We start from the raw sequence: 21,339 nt of genomic DNA, 5'->3' as shown, positions 1-21,339 counted from the left end.
GCGAGATGGAATCAAAAGACGCCTCCACGAACTTCCTCCATCTCTCCGTGACTCAGTGGTAACACCAAAATGTTTTTAGCCAAAATCACCGGTAACGTCACATCGACGCACAAGGTCAACACGATGGTTGGCCAGAAATTGTTGATCGTGGAACCGTTGCGGATTGATGAACAGAATAAGAATTCACTCAAACCGACAGGACGAACGTTTATCGCCGTCGATGCCGTCGGTGCCGGTGAAGGAGAAGTCGTACTGATCGTGCAGGGGTCAAGCGCTCGATTTACTGAGGATACGAAAACACTTCCGATCGATTGCGCCATCATCGGGATCGTCGATAATGTTCAAGTCGGACATAATGCAATCTTCGATGCGGGAGACGACTCAGAATGAACAGGCACTCCGGAACACCAGAGGCAATTCTCCGAACATCACAGATCATCGCAGCTGCGTTGATTGCAGGAGTTGTTGCATTTTGCGGAGTTGCCGTTTTTGCTGTCGGTGGAGTGAATGTCGCAAGTGAGGGAACGTTAGTCAGTGCAGTGATGGCAGCAGTGACCCTTCCACAAATTGTCATGTTCTTTTTCGTCTCAGCATTCGTAACGGAACAAGTGATCGACAGCCAGTACGGCCGCCGAAGTATTCCGGTCACTCCGGAAAACAAGCCGTATCAGGTCATGCAGCTGCGAACCATCATCGGTTTCGCTCTCCTTGAGGGTGGCTGTTTCATGAATATCGTCGCCTACATCCTTGAGAAAAACTGGTGGTCGCTGGGAATAGTCGGCACGCTTGTCTTATTCATGCTGACAAACTTCCCCACAAAAACCCGCTTCAAACATTACGCCGAATCACAGCAATCCTATTCGTAAGACGACCTTTAGCCAGAGACTTAAAGTCTCCGACTAAACCAATTGTTCGCCCAATACGAGATTAATCAAACATGAACACAACTGAACAAACAATTCGATCCGTCGTTGAAGAAGTTCTGGCGGAATTGGGAAAATCTCCACGGCAAGTGAATGGTGGACAGCTGACCGGTTCGCCAGCGTTGAATCCTCAATCAAACCCGAACGGCATTCCCGTCGTCTCGAATGGAACAGCGTCACGGACAAGTGCCGCCTCAAACGGGTTTAGCGGTGGCGGAAACTTCGGTGTATTCAGCTCCGTCGATGAAGCAGTCGCTGCTGCCAATGGAGCTTTTCAGCAACTGAAGAAGAAATCAATTGCTGACCGGAAAACCGTGATCGACATCGTCAAAAACATGTGCGATGAGCGTGCCGACGAGTGGGGCCAGAAAGAATTCGATGAAACAAAGATCGGTCGACTCGATCACAAGAAAGCGAAACTTCGCATCATCAAACAAGTCCCTGGAGTCGAATGGTTCAATCCAACCTGCTTCAGCGGCGACCACGGGATCGCACTCGAAGAGCGTGCCCCATTCGGAGTCATTGGCGCGATCACACCGGTGACGCACTCGCTTCCGACACTCGCTGGTAACATCGTCAACATGGTGGCAGCTGGAAACAGCATCATCTTTAACCCGCACCCCTCGGGAAAACGGATTGCCTGCGAAGGCGTTCAGGCATTCAACAAAGCCATTGCAGAAAAGATCGGCATCGAGAATCTGATCACCATTATCGGTGAACCGACAATTGAATCAGCCAACGAAATTTTCCATCACCGCAACGTTCGCATGCTCTGCGTAACGGGTGGCCCCGCAGTTGGACGAGCCGCTCTGGGTGCCAGAAAACGCGCAGTCGTCGCTGGACCGGGAAATCCTCCAGTCGTAGTCGACGACTCAGCTGACATCGAAAACGCAGCAAAATCAATTGTGGCTGGGGCTGCATTCGACAATAACCTGCTGTGCATTGGCGAGAAAGAAGTCTTCGCGGTCCAGAGTATTTTCGATCAACTGATGGAAGCGGTCGGTCGCCATGGCGGGTATCGTTTAAATGCTCAGCAAACAGATGCCCTCACGAAGCTTGCCTTTGCTCCTCCGAAAGAACCAGGTGGTCACCCTGTTCTCAATCGCGATTTCATCGGAGCAGACCCCGCAGTTCTCGCTCAGCACATTGGACTCAATATTCCGCAAAACACGGAAATCCTGTACGCCGAAACCGACACCAGCAACCCGTTTGTTCCCGAAGAACAGATGATGCCGTTCATCCCATTCGTACGAGCCCGCGATACGATGCACGCCATCGAACTCGCCTATGAATTCGAACATGGTTTCGGCCACACAGCCATCATTCACTCACGAAATGTCCACGCAATGACTGTGATGGGCAAATTGATGGACACGACCTTGTTCGTCAAGAACGGTCCTTCAATGGCTGGCTTGGGGCTCGGCGGAGAAGGTTACCTCTCCTTCAGCGTCGCCACTCCCACCGGAGAAGGAGTCACCAACCCCGGCACATTCACAAGAACCCGAAGATGCGTCATGGTCGACGAACTGCGAGTGGTCTAGAGAGGTTTTGACAATAGTGTAGAAGTCCTCTTAAACCCTAAGATGCTTTAGCCCTCAATTAAGATGCAACTTGCCTCCGTCATCGGTCATGCCACCTCGACTGTCAAACACCATTCAATGAATGGCTGGCGACTGCTCGTAGTGCAACCATTACTGGCAGACCGTGGCCGGGACGGAACTCCCATTCTGGCGATTGATGAACTGGGCAGCCAAGTCGGTCAAGATGTGATGATTTGTTCCGATGGCAAAATGATCGGAGACGTAATGGGAACACCTACAACACCAGTTCGTTGGATCGTGCTCGGACAGCCTGACGACTAAAGCAGACCCAACATTTGTCTTGACGTCCTGCCTCGTGGCGAAAAGCATTTTTTGTTTATGACACTTTCAACAACCACCATCGACCGGATCGTCGCCAACGTACTGAGCCAGCTCAGTTCGCCTGACGAACCTGTGCACGAAGTGTCGCCCTCACCACAAGACACCAAACAACCGCCTCAGCACCAACTTTCAAATAACGTCATCACTGCGGAGCAAATCGAAAGCATCCCAGCTGGCCAAACGGTTTTTGTTCCGACGAAAGCAATCATCACCCCAGCGGCTGTTGATGTTGTTCGGGAACGAAAATTAACCATCGAACGGACAAGCCACTCGCCGGCATCACAACAGAGCAAGGCAACGAACCAGGCTGCGACTCCAAACGACCTCAGTATTGCGATTGTGCGGCACACGGAAAATGTTCAGCAGGCGATTGCCGAACTGGGCGACGTCAACAAAGAACTCGTCAGTTGCCCTGACGATGCAGCCAAGTTTGCAATCAGTGAACTTTGCCGAACCGGAGCAGGCGCAGTCCTGATCTTCGCAGAGCAAACCCACAGAGCAGCCTGCCTGACCAATCGAAACAGCAAAGCGAAAGCCGTCGTCGCTAATGACTCCGGCGAAGTCAAAAAAATCCGCAAACAACTACGAGCCAACGTCTGGTGCATCGACCCTACGAATCGTTCGTATTTTGAATTGAAGAACCTGTTAAAAGTCATCTGCAGTAAGTAGCAACGAAAAAACTAACCTAACTGATTCCTAACTCCTGATTCCTATCCCATGCGTATCGGCGAAGTCATCGGCAAAGTGACACTTTCAAGATGCCATCCATCTCTGAATGGAAGCAGCTGGAAAGTCGTAGTCCCGCTCGACCTCCCTGCCCTGATCGGCGAAGAGGGCGGACGTGGCGAACCGTTGATTATTTTCGACGAGCTCGGTTCGGGGGAAGGTTCAATCGTTGCAATTAGTGAAAGCGCGGAAGCTTCGGCTCCGTTTTACCCAGACAAAAAACCAATCGACGGCTACTGCGCAGCCCTGCTCGATGTTGTCGATATCAAAAATGTCTCGGGACTAAAGCCTGGTGACTAGCGAGTTCTCAATTCCCTCGTCACTAGAAACCACCCCTTGACCAGAAACACTCAACCTTAGACTGTGAAAAGAGAAAGCCATGTATCACCCACTCTTCAACAACCCGGAAATTAAAGAATGGATCTGTGAGATTGGTCGACGCGTCTACACCAAAGGTTTTGCAGCTGCCAACGATGGAAACATCTCTTATCGCGTTGGTGAAAACGAAGTTCTCTGCAGCCCAACGATGATCTGCAAAGGGTTCATGAAGCACGAAGATATCTGCATGGTCGACCTGAAAGGGAATCAGCTCGCCGGTATCAAGAAACGAACGAGCGAAATCCTGCTGCACCTGGCGATCATGGAACATCGCCCCGACGTCAAAGCTGTTGTTCACTGCCACCCGCCACACGCCACCGCATTCGCTGTCGCACGTGAAGCGATTCCACAATGTGTGTTGCCGGAAATTGAAGTGTTCATGGGCGAAGTCCCGTTGGCTCCTTACGAAACTCCAGGGGGACAAGAATTCGCAAATACGGTTGTGCCTTTCTTGAAATCAACGAACACGATCATCCTGACCAACCACGGAACAGTCAGTTTCGGAAAGACGCTCGAAGAAGCGTATTGGAAAACTGAAATCCTTGATGCCTACTGCCGCATCCTGATTTTGTCCAAAGAAATTGGCGGAATCACTTATCTCAACGAGCAGAAATCACGCGAATTGCTCGACCTCAAAAAGAAACTCGGCTTCGACGATCCTCGCTTCCACATGGAAGATTGCGATCTGTGCGGCAACACCGCATTCCGGGAAGGCTATTCGGAAAACAACGTACCTGCTCCGCAAACAACAGCCTTCTCAGCTCCCCCTTCTTACCCCGGTTACTTGCAACAACCAGCCAACGCCGGACAGAACCCCGCTGGAAACATGGACGCACTCGTCAAAGCGATCACCGATGAAGTTCTCGCAGCTTTGAAAGCTTCCTGATCAACAACGGTGACACATTCGCAGGAGAGACGCCTTCCCTCGCGTGGCCGATTTGATCGACCTGCGAATGAAGTCTCCATCGAAGAGATCCCCGCACCAAAATCGCAGATGCGTCGTTGACTCGCGTTCCCTCAACTCCCCATCGAGTGAGGGAAACTGAGCCTGAACCCTGTGATGGCGTACAGATTATTCAAATTCCTTGAACCTTCTTTATCGTTAGGTTGTCGGAACATTGCTTGCCGCCCAGCGATAAAATAGACTTCGCCCATCACCTCATCATTCATTCAGAATGATGAAACGCGACTGCCCTGAGCCACCACTCACGACAGTCATCCGGCAGAAAAAGTTTCAGACAAAGAGACCGACACAAAACACAAAAGTGTTCGAGGGGCTGTAGCTCAATCGGTTAGAGCAGCGGACTCATAATCCGTTGGTTGTGGGTTCGAGTCCCGCCAGCCCCATTCATTTTCAATCGGTCGCAATCGTCATCATTCCGCATCAATTGTGCGGTGAAACCGCTTTCAGTCGGGTTGCTTTCCTGATCCTTTCTTCTCTCAATCTTTCTCATCGAATCGCTATGGTCGCCGTTCACACCGGCAACCATTTTCTCCAGTTGATCGTCACGAACCGGGGTCGGGACGGAATCGACAGCCGCCCCCCATCGAGCCGGGCACTACTCCGGTCGGGCCGTCACCCTATCCCCATGAAATCATTATAGGGGGAGGGGGTCGATTATTTCTCGGCCTCCGACACCTTCAATAGGTACTCCCTGCGCAACAAAAATCCGGGAAATTCGAGGGGGGGGGGGGGGGTAAGAGCGAATCCAGCGTTTTACTGGGCCAAACGCACTTTTGGGAGAATAATGAAACGTCAAAAACCGTAACAGTAATTGAAATTCAAGTAACAAACCGAATGTTGACTTTTCGCTGATATTACCGGGGATATCTCCGCTGTGCTGGAATGTTAAAAGCCTTGCAGAAATTCTCGTCCTAACATTAGCAGGCTTTGTATTCATTCAGCGGAGTCGCATACATTAAGTGCTCTGAATGCGGTAGGCTATTTGAGGATTCAGCCTTCCGATTCAAAAGCAGGAAGACTGACTCAATTGCTTCCGGGCTTCCTCAAAAATGCAATGAATACTTGATTACTTGAGAAATCAGACCATGTCAATCAATTGGGCCGACTTGCGGCCATTAAATGGCGACCTTCAAAAGTCTTTCGAAGAGTTCTGCTGTCAACTCGCATACGCTGAACACGAGGGGACAAAATATGTCTTCACACGCAAAGGAACACCAGATGGAGGTGTCGAATGTTTCTGGAAAACAAATACGGGCGAAGAGTGGGGATGGCAGGCAAAATATTTCCGCCAAACTATCGGTGCATCTCAATGGTCACAAATCAGGGAGTCCTTCAATACTGCTTTCAAGACCCACCCAGACATGACGAGGTATATCATCTGCATACCTCAGAATCTTCCAGACAGTCGCCAAACGAAGACGAAAAGTGCTGCGAAGAAATGGGAAGAACTAAAGAATGAGCTTGAAAAACAATCACTTTCCTCAGGGAGGGCAGTAAAAATTGAACTTTGGGATGAGTCAGCGATCACATCGAGGATTCAAGACCAGAAATTCCAAGGCATGCTTTGGTTTTGGTTTGCCTCCCAGCAGAGCTTCACGCAAGAGTGGTACAGCGATAGGTTAAGTGAGGCAATTGCAAATGCTGGAGACAGATACACACCCCAAATTCACGTCGACCTTCCGCAGGCTGACCTCTTTGATGGACTTTCACGGCACACAAGATTTTTTTGCCGAATCAGAGAGTTGGTTGGTAAACTTCATCGTGTGAATAAGAAAATTTCAACGAACTTCCCTCATTCAAAATTCGAGGCAGATCACAGTGTGTTAATGGGGAGATTGACTGAATTGTTTACTCTCATTGCACCCGTAATTCATGGCTGTGACCAAAACAACATTTCGTTTTCACGCATCTTAACTCCGATTCCCGTCGACGAATTAGGGCATTCGATAGAGAGCATTCGAACTGAACTGGACGTTCTTTTTTCTAATCTCGATTCCTTCAGAAAAGTAGTAAATGACAATCCAACCGAAGCGGAGAAGTCGAATTACTATCGAAGCGAGAGAATTGAAGAGCTTAATAGTGCACACAGACGATTACGTGAACTTCAGATCGCGCTTTACGAAATCGACACCTTTCTTGTCTCTGATGAAACCAAACTAGCGACAAATCCGGCACTGATTCTCAAAGGTGAAGCTGGAGAAGGAAAAACTCATCTTCTGTGCGATGTTGCGGAGAAGTCCATCGGAGAAGGGTTACCACAGATATTACTTCATGGATCGCATTTTCAAGACGCCGAACCGTGGGGCCAAATTGTTGAACTTCTCGGCCTTACTTGTTCCGTTGATGAATTTCTGGGCGCTGTCCAAGCGTCTGCAATGGCGAACGAATGTCGAATTGTTCTATTCATCGATGCCATTAACGAAGGGACGGGCAACTCATTGTGGAAGAAACATCTTCCGGGGATGCTCAAGCGTCTAAGTCGTTACCCGTGGATCGGAATATGTCTTAGCATCCGTTCATCCTATTTCAAATTGATTGTCCCGGATTACCTATCAGAACCGGATGTCATATGCGCCAAACATCGAGGATTCCACGACAACGAGTCTCGGGCAATGGAGACTTTTTTTAGCCATTATGGAATAACGCCGAGCTTTCCGATGTTGGCACCGGAATTTTCGAATCCACTTTTCCTGAAATCATTCTGTGTGGCATTGAAGAACAAGAATCTTACACACGTCCCACTCGGGATGAGAGGGATTTCGCAGCTTCTTGATCATTTCATAGATTCGATCAATGAGAAACTCGCAGCACCGGAAATGCTCGACTTTAACCCGAATGATCAGATTGTCCAGAAGGCCCTAGATTCACTGTGCAAGGAATTTGCTTTCTCCGATAAAGAGTATCTAAATAGGCAAGAAGCGGAATCGATTGTCAACTACCACCTGCCTAGCAATTCTAATTCAAAGTCACTTTTTCAGCATCTCGTTCATGAAGGAATCTTGAATGTGGACTGTTGGAGAATTGACACTGATCACATTGAGGTTGCGCATCTAGCGTATCAGAGATTCACTGACCATCTCGTTGCACAGCACCTTCTTGATCGATGTTCCAACGATGAAGCCACGCAACTTGCTTTTGAAGCACAAGGAGAAATTGGAAAACGATTAACAAACGAAATTTCGGCATGGGAGCACTCAGGACTCATCGAAGCACTAAGTGTCCAAGTTCCCGAACGCATCGGGTCCGAACTCTTCGAAATGATACCACACTTGGCGGAATGTGACGTTATAAGAGAAGCGTTTGTTAAAAGCTTGTCATGGAGAAAAGGAGACTCATTTTCGACAAACACGTTCGGGTACATTCAAGAAGTAGTGCTACGTTGGCCGGGAACATATGACGATTTTTGGGATTCTGTGTTGATGACTGCACCGATGATTGATCACGCATTGAATGCGCGGTGGCTCGACCAGAAACTCTTCCCTTTAAGTCTCTCAGATCGTGATGAATGGTGGTCTGTTTTCCTGAACGAAAACTCGTTCGATGAAAGCTCTTCGAATCGACTTGTCGATTGGGCATGGAGTGACCTAAGCAAATACGATCTTAACGACGAAGTGGTGTTTCTTACAGGTTTGACCCTCGTCTGGTTTTTCACTTCGTCAAATTGCGTGCTTCGAGATCGAGCAACAAAGGCTTTGGTGAATCTTTTGCAAGACCGAATGAGTTCTCTTCAACAACTCCTCACGCATTTTGCAGAAGTAAATGATCCGTACGTCAGCGAGCGAATATATGCAGTTGCGTATGGTTGTGCGATGAGAAGCCTCGAAACTGACCAAGTCGATGAACTGGCCTTAACTGTCTACAAGCTCGTTTTCGAACAAGAAAATCCGCCTGTTCACCTTAGGACACGAGATTATGCAAGAGGTGTTATAGAAAAAGCATATTCACTCAACCCCCAACTCCCCGTTGATATTGACAAAGTGCGGCCCCCTTACAAAAGCAAATGGCCGAATAAGGTTCCCATAAAAGAGGCTACTTCAGCCAGAAGAATGACTTTCAAAGGATCAGACAAGTCGAATCAGGCCGTCGAAATGATTGTCAGCTCAGTCACCAGTAGTTTCGACGATTTTTGCAAATATCGTATTGAAGAGCTCCGCGATTGGTCCAACGTAAAGTTTGGAGAAACGTCACCACCTACCCGAAAAGAAGTTGCAGAGGCTTTTGAAGAGTCTCTGACTGACAGACAGAAAGATGCATTTGAGAAAATTAAACTCGTCAAGGCATACAATAAACAGCCGAGTCGGGTCGCAGAAATTCTCGAACAAGAGGTTTCCGAGGAACAGTTCAAACGGTTCCATGACACTGTAGAGAGCGACTTTCGTAAGACCCTTCGTCGCGGGTCAAAGAAGGCCAAAATCTACCAGCAAATTGTTGCCGGTTATCTCGATCACCCTTACGGAGATGAACGAGGTTTCGACTTAGATTTTGCAAAACGTTGGATCTTACAGAGAGTCTGCGAATTGGGGTGGAATGTTGAGAAATTTGGCAAGCACGATCTCAGCGTCCAGCGATCAAGTTATTATCCAAATTCGGGAGTAGGTGTTGAGCGAATTGGAATGAAGTATCAATGGATCGCATACTTCGAATTGGCGGCGAGAATTGCAGACAATTTTCAGATGAAAGGGAGGTATTCGACCTTCTCGGACGACGCGTTGCAGTATGAGGGCCCTTGGCAGTTGATCGGTGGACGTGATGTCGATCCCTCTACGCTGTGTACCAAAACAGAACGTGACAACTGGGTATCAAGCTCGTGGTGGTTTACAGACTCGCAGAGTATCGATTGGGAAGAGCAAGACCACGCCAACTGGCTTGCGGCGAAGTCGGACTTGCCAGAACCCAAAGAGCTAATTCAAGTTGTTCGCCACTCCGACGAAACACAGTGGCTCAACTTGAACGGGCACTATCGGTGGGAAGAGCCGACGCCTTTAGAAGAGGACCGCTTTGACTGCATCAGACGCACTCTGGATATCTGGGTCGATGGCTATCTTGTTCGAAAACGTGATTCAAAAAAACTTCTGAATTGGGTTCGAAAGCAGCACCTTTATGGAGGATTGATGCGTGACAACAACAGCGAATATAGGATTTTTCTAGGTGAGTTCTTCTGGTCACCTATGTTTAAGTCCTGTGACAATGAATATTACGGGAGAGATGGTTGGACCACCGGTGATTTCAGAACACTCCCTTGCGAAATTCTAAAGACAAACGAGAGCTTCATGCGAGAATCAGGATCGTCTGATCATTCAATTCGAGACACAGTGCTGATGGAGCTTCCATCCAAAGAATTGTTTGAAGGAATGCAACTTTCGTGGTCTGGAAACGCCAGCGAGTTTATGGACGGGAGTGGGACTGTCGTCATCTTTGACCCATCGGTACTAGAGAAAGGTCCGGCAAGCTTACTCGTTCGTCGTGACAAGTTTCTTGATTTCCTCCACAAGGAAGATCTTGACGTCGTATGGATTGTGACTGGTGAGAAAATGAGAGTCGGCGGTTCATTGAGTCAAAAAGAGTATCTGGGACACATGGAAATTGGTGGTTACTATTACTTCGATAGCGAAGTGTTGACCGGAAGTCTTAAACCTAAATTCAAATCTCCAGAAGGGTGAAAATTTTCAATCCGTTTCAGATAAACTACTTCGGCAAATACTGAGAACTGCCTTTCGAAGCGATCTGGATAAATTCGGCCATGATTCCATGATTGCGAGCAATTCCGGATCATCAATTGAAGCAACTTCGGGCAGGTTTGCCAGATCGCTTCTCGCTGATTCGCATCTGGAATCAACGGTCAATTCGAAATCATACCGGCAACCATCCTTTGGCGATTCGTGTAAGCCGTTGTCTGGTTGTGAGATAGAATTTCTCGCAAAAAGACTCATAATCCGTTCGTTCGGGGTTTGAGTCCCCGCCAGCCCCATTTATTTCACTCTCTCTCGAAAGCAGTCTCATCCTGCATCACTCGTGCGGCACGTGGAGTTTTCTGAGTAGGTTTGTAGCTGGTGTGTGTAAGCGGAGGGACAACGCTCGGATCAGCTTGCTATTTGTATTGCGATTTTAGCGGGAAAAATTGAGGGATCGGGTTTCTATTATTTCTCGGATTTTTCCAGGGTGTCGAAGTATTTTTTGATGCCTTCGAGGTAGCCGGGGGGGATTTGTTCTTGTTCGATGACGTCGTCGAGTGATTGTTGTAATTCGCCGACGATGCGTTTGTAGTCGGCGTCGGTGATGTCGCCGGAGTCGGAGAGGCCTTTGGTCTTCATCGAGAGCAAGATGCGGCCTTTCTGGATGGCGGCTTTTGATTTTTCGTCGATGAATTCCGTCCCGATGGAGTCATCTTCTTCGACCTCTCCCCCTTCACCGAAGCCTTGTCCGCCGGTTCCTTCGCCCTCGCCTTCTCCTTCACCCTGCCCCATGCCGTCTCCCATCATCTGGGCATACAACTCCGCGTAGTCTTCCAAAGTCATTTCGCCGGGAAACATTTCTCCGTCAAGTTTTCCGTCAGCGTTCATCTGCTTCGCCATGCTGATCATTTCAAGAGCTTCTTCGAGGTCTTTCATATCGCGGGCAGACTGGGCGAGCATTTCCATTTCCTGCTGCGCGACTTCCAGCGATTCTTTAAGAGCCTCCATCGCCTCTTTGGAGAGCTTGCCATCTTTGGCGGCTTCGAGTTGTTGTTTCGCACGCTCGATAGCTGCACTGAGAGCTTTGGAGCCGACTTTGTTGGATGCAAAGTCGGAGAGCTCATTCATCTTCTTTTGAATCTGTCGTTCGAGTTCGGTTCGTTCGACGGGATCAGTCGTCTTGGCGAGGCGTTCGAGATCTTCCTGGAGTTTGTCGACTTCGCTCTTCATACTTTCGGCACTTCCTTGCTGCAATTCTTTTTTCCACTTCCGAAAGAGTTCCTGATCACGGATGGCTCCCAGCTTTTGCTGCCCGTTCATTTTGTCATTGAGTGATTTCAATTCCCCCGAGTTCAGTTTGCGGAATTTCTCACCGATTTCTTTCTGATGTTTGTTCAAGCGTGCGAGGTTGGCTTTGCGATCACCACTTTTCATTTTCCCGAAATCGCTCTTGAGTGCCTCAAGCGCTTTCTCGACCGCTTCGGAGTTTTCAGCTTCAATTTCTTTTTCTGCCAGAATCGCCTTGCGTTTTTCTGTCTGCTTGGCGGTTTCTTCGATCAGGCGTTTTTGCTGTTCTTCCTGTTTGGCTTCCGCCACTTTGCCGAAGGGATCGAGCGTCGGCACAAAGAAAGCCCCCGCGAACAGAACCGCCATTGCTCCGGCAGTCCACAACCACGACTTCTCCCATTGAAACGGAGCGACCGTACCGGCATCGATCTTCCCGGCGAGCTCTTCCGCTTTCATGGTGACGAGCGGCTTGTACTCTGATTGTGAAGTCTTCACTGAAAGCAGCGTGAGGTACAGATCGTGCGTTCCTTGATTTTCATCAATGGCATGGGCGGCCTGGCTCTGCTCCGGTCGACCTGGGAGCAAGACTGCGATCAACAAACCGACTACCGGGACCATCAGCACGGAGAACGGTGTGAACCAATCCGGGAAGTAGCCAGTCAATCGCCCTACGAGCATGAACGTTAAGTACACCGCTGCCAGAATCAGCGTGACGAGAAACGTTCGCTGAACGATCTTGCGAATGGTCAGCCGCAATTGCACCTGCTGAAGAAGGTGTTGAGCTTTGGATGAGTTTGACATCGCTCGATGGGACCAGTCTCTAGAGTCAAAAAGGTAGACAATCATGGCAGAATGGAAAGAGCCGCTATTTCTACGTATTCAGGATACGATTTGTTGGCGGGAACAACAAGAAATGTTTTGAATTTGGCGAGAAACTCGTGATCGACGGGAAAGTCCCGAGTATTTTCGGAAAGCGTATTCGCGACCTGCCGCGTCGAGTTCAGCTTTTCTGTACGAGAATCGATTCCTCACGGGAACAGTTTCTGAACGGGAACAGATATCCCGAAAGTGCTTTGAACCTTCGGCGAAGCGAAACTCTTGTTGTGCAATAGCTTGGAAAAAGTGGAGTGGTTATGCTCAGTTGATGAAAATGGCTGTCCAGTGGACGTTGTGTTTGCTTTCGAGGAAGACTTCATGTTGCGATTGATTTCAAATTATCTGGTTCTCTTAACTCTTTGCTTCGTCTCGATCAGCGGACTCTTGGCAGCGGAGTCGAAAAAAGATCCGAATGTTGTCTTTATTCTGACCGACAACCATGGAGCCTGGACACTGGGCTGTTATGGCAACGAAGAGATTCGGACGCCCCACATCGACAAGCTGGCTGCCGAAGGGACGCTGATGACACGGGCGTTTTCTTCGAATCCGGTTTGCTCGCCAACACGTGCGACCTTCCTGACAGGACTCATGCCGTCTCAGCATGGGGTCCACTGCTTTCTGCATGGTGGTCGATTACAGGTCGGTCCCGATGCCAGAAACACGCTCGAAGAATTTCAATCGCTCCCGGAAATTTTGAAATCGAAAGGATATCGCTGTGGGCTGGTCGGCAAGTGGCATCTAGGCGGAAACATGCAACCGCAGGAGGGGCTGGATGATTATTGGATCACCATGCCACACGGGGGGACATCAACCTTTTACGGTGCAGGAATCATTGAAGATGGCAAGCAGCGAACCGAGCCGAAGTATCTGACCGAGTTCTGGACGGACCATGCAGTTGACTTCATCAAGCAGGAAGATGACCGTCCGTTCTTTCTCTATCTCGCTTACAACGGACCGTATGCTCTGGGGCGATTACTTCTCGATGAAGGGAAAAATCGGCATGTCGAACATTATCGCAACCTGGAGCTGAAATCATTTCCGAATGTCGATCCGCATCCCTGGCAGTTCAACAATCTCGACTACATGAACAATCCGATTTCGAATCGTCGAGTGGCGAGCGAAGTGAGCGGCGTCGATGATGGTGTCGGTCGTGTGATGGAGGCTCTCAAACAACAGGGACTTGATGAGAATACGATTGTGGTCTTCGCTGCCGATCAAGGCTGGGCGGGGGGACATGGCGGTTTTTATGGCATGGGTGATCACACTCGACCAGTCACTGCGACCGACGAAATGATGCGTATCCCGATGATCTGGAGGCATCCGCAGAAAATCAAAGCGGGTCAGCGTTCTGATTTAATGGTCACAAACTATGACTTCATGCCGACGTTGATCAACTATCTCGGTTTTGGCGATGCTCTCACCAACGATCCCCCATCCCCAGGACGAGACTTCTCAGCAGCACTGAAAGGGAAGTCAATCAAGGACTGGGTCTCTGAAGCGTTCTACGAATTCGAATTCTTACGAACTTTGCGAACTGACGATTGGAAACTGACCCGTCGCTACCCGAACGGTCCAGATGAACTTTTCAATTTGAAAGACGATCCGCAAGAACAACACAACATTTATGGAACAAGTGAAGCTCACGAGCAACAGGAAACATTGCAAAACAGGTTGGATGATTTTTTCAAGACAAACAAGCTTCCGAAGTACGACCTCCTGAATGGTGGCGAATCGCAAACGGTTCTGTTTAATCCTCCTTTGCCAAAGCAGAATGTTTCAGTCGAAGAAGAGGCTCAGAAGGATGAGTTCGACAAGAGTCATTTAATCCGCGTCCCGGAAGGTTATACCGTTGAAAAGGTGGCCAGTTCCGCTTTGGCTCAACATCCGATGATGGCGGGCTTCGATGATCGTGGTCGGTTGTTCGTCGCAGAGAGTGCGGGACTGAATCTGCGGAATAACGAACTTGAAGAGCAACTGCCGAATTCCATCAAGATGCTTGAAGATACCAACGGCGATGGAATCTTCGACAAGTCAACAATCTTTGCAGACAAGATGACTCTTCCGATGGGGGCATGCTGGTATCGAGGTTCTCTTTATGTCGCGGCTCCTCCATACATCTGGAGACTGGAAGACACAGACGACGACGGAGTCGCTGATGTTCGCGAAAAATTGCCAGCCAAGTTCGGATTCAGCGGAAATGCCGCGAGTGTCTCTGGCTGTTTCCTCAGCCCGGAAGGACGAATCTATTGGTGCGATGGCCGCCATGGTCACGAAATTAAAGACCGGCACGGGAACGTCAAATCGAAGAAGTCGGGATCGTACATTTTCTCTGCCTGGCCCGATGGAAGTGACCTGCAAGTTCATGCGGGCGGAGGAATGGATAACCCGGTTGAAGTCGACTTCACCGACTCGGGCGATGTCCTCGGAACTGTCAACATTCTCTATTCATCCCCACGTATTGATTGCCTTGTGCATTGGCTGCACGGGGGAACGTACCCACACTCCGAGCGTGTCCTCGGGGAGTTCCAACCAACGGGTGATCTGCTTGGACCAGTACATCAGTTCGGGCATGTTGGTGTCTCGGGAACCACGCGGTATCGCAGCGGAGTTCTAGAACGAGATTTTGTCGACAGTATGTTTGTCACCATCTTCAACACCGGGCAGTTGGTCCGTGTGGAACTCGACAAGAATGGATCGACCTATCAATCCAAACAACACGAATTCCTCACCTGCAGTGACCCGGATTTTCATCCCACAGATGTTCTTGAAGATGCCGATGGATCGTTGCTGCTTGTCGATACGGGGGGCTGGTTCCGCATTGGGTGTCCCACTTCGCAAATCGCCAAACCGGATATCAAAGGGGGAATTTATCGAATTCGAAAAGAGGGGATGCCGACTTGGGTTGACCCGCGCGGATTACAAATCGACTGGAAAGAGTTGAACAATCGACAGCTGATTTTCATGTTGATGGACACGCGATTTACTGTTCGTGAGCGTGCAATCGAAGAATGTGCATTGCGAGGAGAATCAATTCTTGCAGACCTGAAAACCTGGACTCAACGTGGTGACATTCCTATTCGTAAAAATGGACTCTGGGCCTGCACACGCATGCGAACTCCGGAAGCTCAGGCTGTTGTGCGTCTCGGACTGACCGATCGCGATGAAACTGTTCGTGCGATTGCCTGCAAGTCCGCAGGAGTCACAAAGGATGCCGAAGCTGTTCAAGGTTTGCTCGAATCGCTGAAAGACACATCACCACACGTACGACGTGCAGCTTTGACGTCGCTCGGACAAATAGGAGAGGTCTCTGCCGTCGCTGCAATTTTGAATCACGCTCCGAACATCGCTGATCGTTCGGAAGATCACGCACTGATCTTCGCGCTCATGCAAATTGATGCCCCAGAAGAAACATTCAAGGGACTGCAATCCAAAGACTCCTCAACGCGTCGAGTTGCTCTGACAGCGTTGCATCAAATGGCCTCCGATCAAATTCAGGCGGACCAAGTGATGAGTGTCATCGCAGCTGGGGGACCAGGCACGATGAAAGCATCGCTGCGAGTGCTGGAAGATCACCCGGAATGGGCGGACTCGGTCGCAGAGTTGATTTCAAAGTGGATCGACGGAGAGATTAACATTGAAGAGTCGGGTGTTGTTTCACTGCTTCAAAAATTCGCTGCGACGCAACCGCTGCAACCGGTCCTGCAAAAAGGGCTGCAAACTTTGCCAGAAAGCCCCGCAAAGTTCTCAGCCATGATTCAGGGGATTGCAGGGTCATCACTCAAAGAGGTCCCAGCGGACTGGAGGGCCCCATGGATGAAATCGATTGCAGCGAAAGACCAAAGTGTCTCTCAAGCGGCATTGCAAGGATTGAAAGGGGTTCAACATCCGTTCAATGATGCTCTGCAAAAAATCGTCAACAATTCTTCAGCGACTTCGGAAAGCCGACTTTTGGCAATTGAAGCGATCCCGGCTGGTACGTTGAGTTCACCGAGTTTCGATTTTCTGATCGAGACCATCGAGCTTGGCGCACCACCAATTCATGTCGAACGGGCGATTGCCGTCCTGGGGGCCTCGAATCTGAATGAGGACCAACTCAAAGTTGTGGGGGGATGGCTCCCGTCGGCAGGTCCGCTTGAGCTACAGGGGATATTCAAGGTGATCGCGAAGATTTCCGACGAAAGCTTGTTAAAGGAGTTCGCCAGCGCACTGGCTACGGGGCGATCCCGCAAAACACTGGCGACCGCGCAGCTACAACAACTCTCGAAGAAATGGCCCGCCTCTGCCAAGGAGGCTCTGCAACCGCTGCTCGATGAGTTACAGGCGATGGAAGCGACTCAAATCGAAAAGCTGGCTCGTCTTGAACCACTCACTAAATATGGAAGCGTTGCAAAAGGACGAGAAGTCTTCTTCAGCGAAAAATCGAAGTGTGCCACGTGCCACCGAATCGGAGACAAAGGGGGGAAGATCGGTCCCGATCTCTCTGCGATCGGAAGAATTCGTCGAGAACGTGACTTGCTCGAAGCGGTACTGTTTCCATCAAAAACATTCGCTCGTGAGTACGAACCCTATTCCATCATCACTGAAAACGGCAAAGTCGTCTCCGGCATCATCAGCCATGAAACTGCTGATACGATTTCCATCCAACAGGCAACCGGCGACCCCGTGGTCGTCCAGCGAAATGAAATCGAAGCGATGGCTCCTTCTGCCGTCTCCGTCATGCCACAAGGTCTGGAAACTGGCCTCAGCGAACAACAACTCGCCGACCTGGTCGCCTACCTGAAGTCGCTGACTATTGGACCACAGGAATGATGCCCGAGATTGTTTCGAAGGCAGCTCAGCCGTCTATCTCTGCAATACTCATGATTCATGTGAGTTATTGAGGTTACGAACATAGAAGAATTCATCCTCGTAAGAAGAAATCGGTAACTCCAGCAAACAACCAGCTGACAAATTTTGGCTTGGAAGCGGGGTGATGCCTGCATATGGTTGTGCAGGTGATGCAGATTGCATTTTAGAACTGATCCTGAAACCTGAAATTACGCTCTCAAGCATCGAGAAAAGCGGTGATCCCAGAGGTTTTCGGACTGGTTCTGGCCAACTTGATATCCTTTGATTTGATGCAGATACGATCAAGAGAGACGGATTAACATGCGTAAATATGGACAGACGCGTAAACGTGGACAGATGCGAACTGTTTGGGCGGCGACTCTTTTTCTCGCTGGAGCCGGACTACTGGCATCCTCGACGCGATCCGAGGATGCACCTCAGTCCAAACAATATCCCCCTGGCAAGATGGGTGAGGTTGTGCGACTAGGCGAAGAGATCGTCGCTCGGACATCAGAGCATCCATTGTCCAAGCAGTACGTTCAGAACAAACTCAACTGCACTTCATGTCACCTGGACTCTGGCAGACACCCACAAGCGGGCAGCTTTCTGGAAACGGCAGCAGCTTATCCTGCCTGGTCCCCTCGTGAAAAACGTGTCATCACGCTGGAAGATCGAGTCTTGAACTGTTTCATGCGGAGCCAGAACGGCATTCGCCCACCCAATGGGAGTCAGGTCTCTGTCGCGATCACGACGTACATCACCTGGCTGTCCGAGGGGAGTGCAATAAAAATGAACCCGAACAAGCCGCTGGGTCCGAACCACACCCCTGAACTCACACTTGATGGGCTGAAACCGAATGTCGAGCGTGGAGCCCGGCTTTATGCCAATCAATGTGCAGACTGCCACAGCGAAGATGGACTCGGCACCGACGAAGGCCCACCGGTCTGGGGGAAGGACTCCTACAACGACGGCGCCGGATTGAGCCGCGTTCCGAAACTCGCATCATGGCTGAAAGTTGCCATGCCGCTGGGCGACGAGACACTCACAACTCAGGAAGCTCTCGACATCGCAGCCTTTGTGAACAGCCATTCACGACCGAAGTTTGTGCTGTCTGAGCATCTGCCGAAACAGGAAAAACTGGGCGAATACAACGGCACTCAGGATTAGAGCAGTCTGCTCTGCCACGTCCCCGTGAAGAACGCGTTTCACCTGTGAACTCGCGTTTTCCTGATCGCTACGACTACCAAACTCTCTTCATTTCCGACGTTTCTCAACCAAAATACTCGACGGCGTTTCTGAAGAGTTGCATGCCAGCCCCTTCGCCGGTGAGATTCTTACGAGTCCATTGCGGGTGGTGCGTCGCAAAGAGGAACCGTTCCGGGTGAGGCATCAAACCGAGGATTCGTCCGGTCGGGTCACCAAGACCGGCGATGTTCTGGATCGATCCGTTGGGATTCACCGGATAGTCGAGAATCTCTTTGGAGGTATTCCCGCTTTCGTCACAATACCGAAGAGCGATCTGGCCGTTGGCTTCCCAATCTGCGATTACGGATTCATCTTTGACGATGAAGCGCCCTTCCGCGTGGGCAATCGGGGACTCGAGGGTGTCGACCCCTTTCAGGAAGACGTTCTTCTCCGAACAGGATTTGAGATTCACCCACAGATCGGTGTAACGACCGTTCGCATTCCAGGTCAGCGTTGACTGTCGTTCAGTCTGGTCTCTGTTCGCCCATTCCCCAGCTCCACCGGGAAGAATGCCAGCCTTCAGGAGCACCTGAAAGCCGTTGCAAATCCCCAGAACCAAGGTGTCCTTCTGAAGGAACTCTCCGATCATTTCCGCGAGTTGCGTCCTGAGTTGGCTTGCGAAGACGACACCAGCTCCTACGTCATCTCCGTAGCTGAATCCTCCGGGGATGCAAAGCGTTTGAAAATCACTGAGCAGTTCTGGTTTCTCAAGAATGCGAAATAAGTGAACACGTTCAGCATGCGCTCCGGCTGTCTCAAACGCAAACGCAGTTTCACGATCACAATTCGTCCCCGGGGCACGGAGAACGCAAACTCTGGGAGTGGCCATGAACCAATATTTCCTAATGTGGAGAGTGTGAGAGTGTCTGCAGGGGAGGTTGATTGATCTTACACAAGATCCAGACCACGAAACAGAACTGGACAGACTGTCCGGAGAGCAGTCTCAGCCTGATCAGAGGAATGATCGCGTGAGCCACAGCGACTCAGAAGCGAAAACTCAGCTGCCTGTTTGCCCATTCTAAGTCACTTTTCTCTTGGATGCGACACTCGGGCAAAGTCTTCATCTCGATTCTATAGCGTGGGAGATCTCGTCTTGCCGGACTTGGAATTGTGTGATAGTTTTCTGCCGAAGTCCTTGCATGGAAGCAAAGAACGTATCGAAAAACCGAAATATTGAGGGATTTTCTCAGTCATTGAGAAACCCACAACAATTTTTCGGCCCCGTTCGAAGGCGTAAGGACCTCAACTCAATTATCCCGCAAATGATTGAGAAATTGACCCAAAAAAAGGACCGAATTGTTTTTGAGGGAGCTCAAATTCCATTCGGATGCAGGGAGGCAAACTTATGGGGAGCGCATTGCGCATTCTTCAGGCAGGAGAACTCTGTCTGGATGAACCTCTTTTCGGAATTTCAGGCGATCTACCACCAAACCTTCAAACATCCATCATTAACGCCCGGTTTCTGGCTGCGGAAAAATTATTTTCAGCCGCGATGACAGAGAGCGTTCATCTGGTTGTGCTGGCCGGGAAATTCTGTCTTCCCAACCAGGAGACACGGCCTTACTGGTTCCTCCAGGAACAATTTCAAAGGCTGAAGAATCACGGAATTCAGGTGGTCTGTGTCGAGCCGACCAATCATTTTCAATGGCCGTCGACAATTCCTCTGCCAGAGAACGTTCATATTTTCAGTCGATCACAATCTACGAGTTCGCTCGTGATCAATGGCTCGCTGCCGATTGAACTTCAGTGGGCAGCCCCAGCTTCGAATCAGTCGACGTCGCAGTCGCATCATTGCGTGCTCCGCCTGAGCGAATCGATGGGCCGTGTTTCAAAAATCGGCTACCGCGGAAACAACAACCAGGCCTTCACCCAGATTTCATTGACTCCCGTTCAGAGGGGAGGGTTGGACGAAGCGAGACCGGCTCACGCAACACTTGTCGAAGTTGGCAGCTCCAGTGGAGTGTCCCACTCGACCGTTGAAACAGAAGTTGTTCAGTTCGCCAATGTCAATCTTGATGTTTCTGAGAGCCAGTCAAAATCGCAGCTTCAACAACAGCTCATCGAGCAGTTCAAACAGTCCGAAGAGGAACTCCACCGCCGAGCAAAACCAACGCTCGTCTCATTGTCGTTGAGCATCAAAGACAGTGAGAACGCGAGCCTCTCAAACTTCGAGATTGCAGAACTTCTGACCTTTATGCAGAACGACGCACAAGCCCGGCAGTCACACTGTTGGCCTGTCCGCCTGCGTGTTCCGCAGCAGGAATCGGAAATATCATCCCACAGCAATCACACTCCGGTTCAAATCGCATTGAGCGAACTGGAGTCGCTCGCCTTGGATGATGTTTACGAAAACCTCGACCTTCAGGTTCTCGACATCGATCAGCATTCATTGGAACGACTCAAAGAAAAAGTCGCGCGAAGACTTCCCGAACTGCTGACTGAACACCGACAGAATTCGGCCTAAAGCATTTTCAATGCTTGCCGTAGAGCAAACTGCTTTAGCAAGTCCGTTCATCTCG

Annotated in this window: 13 protein-coding genes and 1 tRNA gene; 12 read left to right on the top strand and 2 right to left on the bottom strand. The window is 50.0% G+C overall.

The features are described from left to right. The first annotated feature begins 69 nt into the window (after nt 1-69). The 9 genes from ACN0YR_RS05550 to avs2 all read left to right on the top strand — a co-directional run bounded on the left by ACN0YR_RS05550 (nt 70) and on the right by avs2 (nt 10,573). The gene (locus tag ACN0YR_RS05550) at nt 70-390 is read left to right on the top strand and encodes a EutN/CcmL family microcompartment protein (RefSeq protein ID WP_417848196.1); all 321 of its coding nucleotides are present in this window, start codon (nt 70-72) and stop codon (nt 388-390) included. Further along, a complete protein-coding gene (locus ACN0YR_RS05545) occupies nt 387-866 on the top strand; it encodes a hypothetical protein (protein WP_417848195.1) in 480 nt (159 codons plus the stop codon). The genes ACN0YR_RS05550 and ACN0YR_RS05545 overlap by 4 nt, the downstream gene beginning before the upstream one ends. A 71-nt stretch (nt 867-937) precedes the next feature. After that, complete coding sequence (locus ACN0YR_RS05540) at nt 938-2,464, top strand: aldehyde dehydrogenase family protein (protein ID WP_417848194.1); 1,527 nt, start codon at nt 938-940, stop codon at nt 2,462-2,464. 63 nt (nt 2,465-2,527) lie between these two features. Beyond that, on the top strand, nt 2,528-2,785 hold the full coding sequence (locus ACN0YR_RS05535) for a EutN/CcmL family microcompartment protein (protein ID WP_417848193.1): 258 nt from the start codon (nt 2,528-2,530) through the stop codon (nt 2,783-2,785). Nucleotides 2,786-2,842: 57 nt separating this feature from the next. Next, nucleotides 2,843-3,514, top strand: coding sequence for a hypothetical protein (locus tag ACN0YR_RS05530; RefSeq protein WP_417848192.1), 672 nt, complete (start codon nt 2,843-2,845; stop codon nt 3,512-3,514). A gap of 48 nt (nt 3,515-3,562) precedes the next feature. Then, a complete protein-coding gene (locus ACN0YR_RS05525; RefSeq protein ID WP_145195250.1) occupies nt 3,563-3,871 on the top strand; it encodes a EutN/CcmL family microcompartment protein in 309 nt (102 codons plus the stop codon). Nucleotides 3,872-3,950: 79 nt separating this feature from the next. Then, nucleotides 3,951-4,835: a class II aldolase/adducin family protein gene (locus tag ACN0YR_RS05520; protein ID WP_145195248.1), complete on the top strand. Its 885-nt coding sequence runs from the start codon at nt 3,951-3,953 to the stop codon at nt 4,833-4,835. A 387-nt stretch (nt 4,836-5,222) separates the two neighbouring features. Beyond that, nucleotides 5,223-5,296: transfer RNA gene (locus tag ACN0YR_RS05515), tRNA-Ile, on the top strand. 702 nt (nt 5,297-5,998) lie between these two features. Beyond that, the gene (gene avs2, locus ACN0YR_RS05510) at nt 5,999-10,573 is read left to right on the top strand and encodes an AVAST type 2 anti-phage system protein Avs2 (RefSeq protein ID WP_417848191.1); all 4,575 of its coding nucleotides are present in this window, start codon (nt 5,999-6,001) and stop codon (nt 10,571-10,573) included. 477 nt (nt 10,574-11,050) lie between these two features. Here avs2 and ACN0YR_RS05505 read toward each other — a convergent pair whose 3' ends face one another. Then, complete coding sequence (locus ACN0YR_RS05505; RefSeq protein ID WP_417848190.1) at nt 11,051-12,673, bottom strand: hypothetical protein; 1,623 nt, start codon at nt 12,671-12,673, stop codon at nt 11,051-11,053. A gap of 393 nt (nt 12,674-13,066) precedes the next feature. On the opposite strand from ACN0YR_RS05505, the gene ACN0YR_RS05500 reads away from it, so the two are divergent. Next, nucleotides 13,067-17,557, top strand: a complete 4,491-nt coding sequence (locus ACN0YR_RS05500; RefSeq protein ID WP_417848189.1) for a PVC-type heme-binding CxxCH protein — start codon at nt 13,067-13,069, stop codon at nt 17,555-17,557. Nucleotides 17,558-17,896: 339 nt separating this feature from the next. After that, nucleotides 17,897-18,742: a c-type cytochrome gene (locus ACN0YR_RS05495; RefSeq protein WP_417848188.1), complete on the top strand. Its 846-nt coding sequence runs from the start codon at nt 17,897-17,899 to the stop codon at nt 18,740-18,742. 103 nt (nt 18,743-18,845) lie between these two features. Here ACN0YR_RS05495 and purQ read toward each other — a convergent pair whose 3' ends face one another. Continuing rightward, on the bottom strand, nt 18,846-19,649 hold the full coding sequence (gene purQ, locus ACN0YR_RS05490; RefSeq protein ID WP_417848187.1) for a phosphoribosylformylglycinamidine synthase I: 804 nt from the start codon (nt 19,647-19,649) through the stop codon (nt 18,846-18,848). A 516-nt stretch (nt 19,650-20,165) separates the two neighbouring features. On the opposite strand from purQ, the gene ACN0YR_RS05485 reads away from it, so the two are divergent. Next, the gene (locus tag ACN0YR_RS05485) at nt 20,166-21,284 is read left to right on the top strand and encodes a hypothetical protein (RefSeq protein WP_417848186.1); all 1,119 of its coding nucleotides are present in this window, start codon (nt 20,166-20,168) and stop codon (nt 21,282-21,284) included. Nucleotides 21,285-21,339: the final 55 nt, after the last annotated feature.

Origin of the sequence: Thalassoglobus sp., from assembly GCF_048270125.1 — a bacterium.
GTDB lineage: Bacteria > Planctomycetota > Planctomycetia > Planctomycetales > Planctomycetaceae > Thalassoglobus.
The sequence above is the reverse complement of the archived record's forward strand: the minus strand, read 5'-3'. Positions and strand labels throughout refer to the sequence as shown.

Bases quoted from the DNA above. Each gene is read 5' to 3' on its own strand.
- ACN0YR_RS05550 (WP_417848196.1), top strand. From the start codon at position 70: ATGTTTTTAGCCAAAATCACCGGTAACGTCACATCGACGCACAAGGTC.
- ACN0YR_RS05545 (WP_417848195.1), top strand. From the start codon at position 387: ATGAACAGGCACTCCGGAACACCAGAGGCAATTCTCCGAACATCACAG.
- ACN0YR_RS05540 (WP_417848194.1), top strand. From the start codon at position 938: ATGAACACAACTGAACAAACAATTCGATCCGTCGTTGAAGAAGTTCTG.
- ACN0YR_RS05535 (WP_417848193.1), top strand. From the start codon at position 2,528: ATGCAACTTGCCTCCGTCATCGGTCATGCCACCTCGACTGTCAAACAC.
- ACN0YR_RS05530 (WP_417848192.1), top strand. From the start codon at position 2,843: ATGACACTTTCAACAACCACCATCGACCGGATCGTCGCCAACGTACTG.
- ACN0YR_RS05525 (WP_145195250.1), top strand. From the start codon at position 3,563: ATGCGTATCGGCGAAGTCATCGGCAAAGTGACACTTTCAAGATGCCAT.
- ACN0YR_RS05520 (WP_145195248.1), top strand. From the start codon at position 3,951: ATGTATCACCCACTCTTCAACAACCCGGAAATTAAAGAATGGATCTGT.
- avs2 (WP_417848191.1), top strand. From the start codon at position 5,999: ATGTCAATCAATTGGGCCGACTTGCGGCCATTAAATGGCGACCTTCAA.
- ACN0YR_RS05505 (WP_417848190.1), bottom strand. From the start codon at position 12,673: ATGTCAAACTCATCCAAAGCTCAACACCTTCTTCAGCAGGTGCAATTG.
- ACN0YR_RS05500 (WP_417848189.1), top strand. From the start codon at position 13,067: ATGTTGCGATTGATTTCAAATTATCTGGTTCTCTTAACTCTTTGCTTC.
- ACN0YR_RS05495 (WP_417848188.1), top strand. From the start codon at position 17,897: ATGCGTAAATATGGACAGACGCGTAAACGTGGACAGATGCGAACTGTT.
- purQ (WP_417848187.1), bottom strand. From the start codon at position 19,649: ATGGCCACTCCCAGAGTTTGCGTTCTCCGTGCCCCGGGGACGAATTGT.
- ACN0YR_RS05485 (WP_417848186.1), top strand. From the start codon at position 20,166: ATGGGGAGCGCATTGCGCATTCTTCAGGCAGGAGAACTCTGTCTGGAT.